Genomic DNA, 4,295 nt, shown 5'->3' on the forward strand with positions numbered 1-4,295 from the left:
GCCGTGGGACTGCCGGTGGGTTCCCTCGGCCAGCCGGTCCAGTTGCTGGCTGAGAAGGGTGAAGACGAGCGCGCCGGCGGCGAGTCCGAGAGCGGCCCGCCAGATGCCGCCCTGGTGGTAGGACTCTTCGAACAACTCGAAGGTCAACGCGGTGATGAGAGCGCCTGCGGCGAACGCCAGCATGGCGGCGAGGACGCGTTTGGGGATGGTGAACCATCCGCCAACCAGGGCCCCGATCACCAGGGCGCTGGAGGCGATCACTCCGAAGATCAACGATTCGACGATGCTTGCACCTCTTCATCTTTCATCCTTGCCCGGCAGTCCAGGCGTGCAGGGGCGTGTCCCGCTTGTCCAGCGGTGTCACGTGGAGGAAGCTTGCCCAGATCGGACCGTTTCCAACCCGGAAAAATGGATGCGATGCAGCCGTTGCCGAGCTGAGTCGCGTTCACCTCGTGCGTGCTGGGATCAGCCGGTGGACAGTGGCTGGCTGCCCTCCTGCCAGCGCCTGCCCAGTGACCTCGAGCGGTCGGTCGGCGATGTCCACCTACCCGCGCCTTTCAGTGGTCACCGGACACCGGCGACCTCCTGCGCGAGGCCGGCCTGCCGGGCCTGCTCGGCGGTACACGGGGCGTCGGGTCGCACCTCGACGCCCCGTGTAGCGGGGTGGGGGTTGAACTCCGTTCTACGGGCGGTGGCCGGGATCGGTGCCGTACGTGGGCGTGGGGGTGGTCGTGGCCGGTGGGGTGGGTGTGCGGGTTTCGTTGCGGCGCTTGAGGCCGACGAGTCCCAGCAGGCCGGCCAGGCCGAGCAGACCCCACAGTCCGGTGTTGTCGCCACCGTCGTCGGTGTCGGTGGAATCGTCTTGCGCCTGCTGAGTGGCGGCCGGGGCATGGGCGGCCTCTGGCGTGGCGGCCTGGGCGAGTCCGGCACCACCGAGGATGAGGGTGGTCGCGGTGAGGGTCGCAACAATCGTCTTACGCATCGGGTTCTCCTGATCTTCCTCGGATGACGAAACGCGGTCCCACCTTCGGCGGGCGCCACTTCCGCTTGGTCGGAGATCCAAGTACCTCGATCGATCACAAGCCAATCAGAAAATCTCAAATCACCAAGCAAGAAATCTGTTCTTGTAGACACATATCTGAGGTTTGCGGCGACCACCCCCGGCTGACGTGCGAGGGGGCACGCCGCGGATGTTCGTCGAGTTCGCTGATGGCCCGACCGCCGCCATGGCGTCGAGGTACCGAGTGCCGCCAGCGCGAGGTCAACCCGCACGCTTCCGGTGGGGAGTGCGAGGTGTTCCATTCGACGTTCGCCACGAGGATCAGAAGGACGGCATGATTGCGTTCATAGCGAAGCGGTCACCATAGTTCACGCATCGCCAAATTCACGGATCACGAGGAAGTCCACGCACCGAGTATTCGATGCGTGGCCTTCCTGGTGTTGGGTCGTCAGCCAGTTGTGATAGGCCGCGCCACGCACGAGTTCTTGCGGATCAGACGAGCATGGAGGGAACGACCAGGTCGACTACCAGAGCGATCGGTCCGATCAGGACGAGCGACACGCCCATCATGAGCTTCGTCATTCGTGGGCGTGCACTTTCGTCCACGGTGGAGCTGACGAGGGTGGCTCCTACGGTGGAGAACGGGGAGACATCGACGATGGAGACGCAGATCGCCAGTGCGCAGATCAGTGCCCATCCGGGATGTTTTCGGTGACAACGAGCGCGAGCGCGAGTGGGACGAGCGCCGCGAGCAGGCCCATGATCGAGGTGAAGGCCGACACGAGACTCCGACGATGCCGGTCGGCAGGGCGGAGAGCAGCGGGATCCGCAGGCTGGCGACGGCGTCGCCTCGTGAGGAAATCGACAGATCCGAGGTGTTCGAGGACACCGACATAGGTGACGATTCCACCGACGAGCAGGCCAGTGGACCAGTCGATCTTGTCAAGACCGGTTTGGACATGGAGGGGTCGATGAGGACGAGTAGCCCACCGAAAGCGAAGCTCAGGGCGCCGCTTTCGATCCGAGTCGGGCTACTCCACGACCGGATGGATCGCGGTACCGTCGTCCGGCGATCCACTGATCGAGCCGTGAGGGCGCCGACCGATATCGTCCTCGTCCTCATCCTCGCTGTCGTCGTCGACCGCGGGAAGGTTGAGGCCGTCGAGGTCGGTGATGGGGTCGGCCGCGCTGTCCGGTGGCAGCGTGTCGGCGGCTTCCCTGGCTAGTACATCAGGTTCTTCCTCGGCCAGTCGATCATCGAGTGATTCGCCTTCGCGCTCCTCCCTGGGGGTGGTGCCGAACTTGTCGGCTGCACTCCACCCCTCGGGTGGGTCGACCGTCTCATCGCCGTCGTCGTTGCGGACCTCGTCGGGGTCGACACTTTCACTGGGGCTCAGGGTGTCGCCGGGCCCGTCCTCGATCGACATTGCCATCACTGTCCTTGTTGGTGCTGTGCCGGCTCGTCAGCAGTCTGTGGACCCGAGTCGGAGTCATCGGATGGTGGGAAATGGTCAGCTGCGGGGTCGGTGAGGTTCAGTGTGGTGACGACGGGTTCGAGTCCGATCTGAGTCCATTCGGTGGCGATCGTCAGGAACGGGGTGGGCGGGGGTACGGGAATCCAGTAGTGCGGTTCGGTGCGGTAGATGCACATCCCGCCCTCCTCGGCGCGCACATCGGGGCGGGTGCGGTAGGGGTCGGCGACCGCGAGCTGTTCGGTGCCGATCCAGACATCGAGGTACGACCACCGCGCGGAACTGTCGCGGGCATCGGTGAGGGGGCGGGCCTGCATCCGCGCCGCCACCGCCGAGCGCCCCTCGGCGGTCAGTGCCAGGTGCACGTTCAACCCGATCTCGAATGCGGTGATCCGCACCAACTGCAGCGTCAGGTGCGGTTGTGCGAACAGAGTGCGTCCGCCGTGGACCTCGGTGCCGCCGATCGGTGGTGGCGGGCTCTCGGGCCACCGTCGGATCGGCACCGGTGGGGTGGAGTGGTGGTCCTGTTTCGTCGGCACGGTCAACACGCCTTCTGTCGTAGGGATGGGGACCGGATACCCGGGACCGGTGACGAGCAAGCATGGGAAAGGCCATTGCCGTGACGGCATCTCGGCTCACGCCGGATGAACAGATCAGGACGCGCCCGAACGGGCACACCCCATCGCCGGGACGTCGGATCCGGTCCGATCGGCAATTGGTCTAACTCACGTGCGGGCGAAGATCCGGATTCCGGGAGTCCGTCGACTCGGACGGACCTACCGGCCGAGTGGGCTGTTCCCGGGACCGGCGCAGGCTCTCGGACATCACCCCTTGCCACCACAGGTCCAGCGGACTCGGATCCGGCCACCGAATCGGATCGTCTTCGAACCCGACATCAGGGCTATTGCAGCCGTAGGGGTCTTCGATGCGAGGCACAATCTGTACACCCTCTCGGTCAGAGGCATCCGGGTCCGTCGAATGCACCGCGATCGTTGGTGCGACCCGGCCCACCGTCACCGGCTGCCCGCGTCGTCATTTGGTTGACGGGGTCGGTGCCGTTGTCGATGACCCGGCTGGGGGCGGTTGCACCAGCTACTCAGCTGAACTGGTGCAGCCTCGACGACACCGATGGTCCGGAACATCGGTGCGTCTGCCGACCGAGTACCCCGTGCTCCGCCGGCACACGCGGAACCCGATGGGACCGGATAGGTCGCTCCGGGCACCGCCCGGGGTCGCGCGTGCGTAGGCGTTGTCCACGCCGGGAACACTGCTCAGACAGTGGGATATGCCGGGCGTGGCCAATGGTCAGCCGGCCCGTCCGTAGGGTGAGCGGCAGCGGCAGAAAGAGGGCGAAGTGGCAAACCACGACCGGCGGGGGGCGTTGTGGCGGGCGGTCGTGGACGCCGCGGGCAGCCCCGGGCAGGGCACATGGGGCCGGTCGGTGTGCCGCAACTGCGTGGACCTGCTGACCGGGATCGACGCCGCGGCAGTAACATTGCGGGCGACCGCCTCGGCCCAGGACATGCTCGGCGCCAGCGCCGACTGGGCCGGTCTGCTCGAGGACCATCAGTACACCCTCGGCGAAGGACCCGGCATCACGGCCTTCACCCAGGGCGATCCGGTACTGATCGACGATCTCGCCGCGGCGGATCACCAGTGGCCGGCGTTCACCGAGGCGGCGCAGGCGGTAGGGGTGGCGGCGGTGTTCGCGTTTCCGCTGCAATTCGGCGCCATCGCGCTGGGCACCCTGGATCTGTATCGGCGCACGCCCGGCGCGCTGTCGCCGATTGCGGCGGCCGAGGCCGCCGCAATGGCCGACCCTG

The 4,295-nt window shown here is 66.4% G+C and carries 4 protein-coding genes and 1 pseudogene; 1 reads left to right on the forward strand and 4 read right to left on the reverse strand.

The genetic code is table 11. From position 1 onward, the window contains the following. The 4 genes and pseudogenes from ACFTZB_RS43575 to ACFTZB_RS43590 form a co-directional block, all read right to left on the reverse strand. Nucleotides 1-273: pseudogene (locus ACFTZB_RS43575) on the reverse strand (zinc permease); the annotation flags it as partial. Nucleotides 274-682: 409 nt separating this feature from the next. Next, nucleotides 683-982 carry a WGxxGxxG family protein gene (locus ACFTZB_RS43580; protein WP_378441907.1) on the reverse strand — a complete coding sequence of 100 codons (300 nt, stop codon included), beginning with the start codon at nt 980-982 and terminating at the stop codon, nt 683-685. Between the two features lie 1,049 nt (nt 983-2,031). Continuing rightward, nucleotides 2,032-2,427, reverse strand: a complete 396-nt coding sequence (locus ACFTZB_RS43585) for a hypothetical protein (protein WP_378441913.1) — start codon at nt 2,425-2,427, stop codon at nt 2,032-2,034. Nucleotides 2,428-2,432: 5 nt separating this feature from the next. After that, nucleotides 2,433-3,011, reverse strand: coding sequence for a serine/threonine protein kinase (locus ACFTZB_RS43590; protein WP_378441909.1), 579 nt, complete (start codon nt 3,009-3,011; stop codon nt 2,433-2,435). A gap of 815 nt (nt 3,012-3,826) precedes the next feature. On the opposite strand from ACFTZB_RS43590, the gene ACFTZB_RS43595 reads away from it, so the two are divergent. Continuing rightward, nucleotides 3,827-4,295 (forward strand): GAF domain-containing protein (locus ACFTZB_RS43595; RefSeq protein ID WP_378441911.1); only part of this gene is annotated, 469 nt, incomplete at its 3' end.

The organism is Rhodococcus sp. NPDC057014, assembly GCF_042673295.1.
Taxonomy (GTDB): domain Bacteria; phylum Actinomycetota; class Actinomycetes; order Mycobacteriales; family Mycobacteriaceae; genus Rhodococcus_F.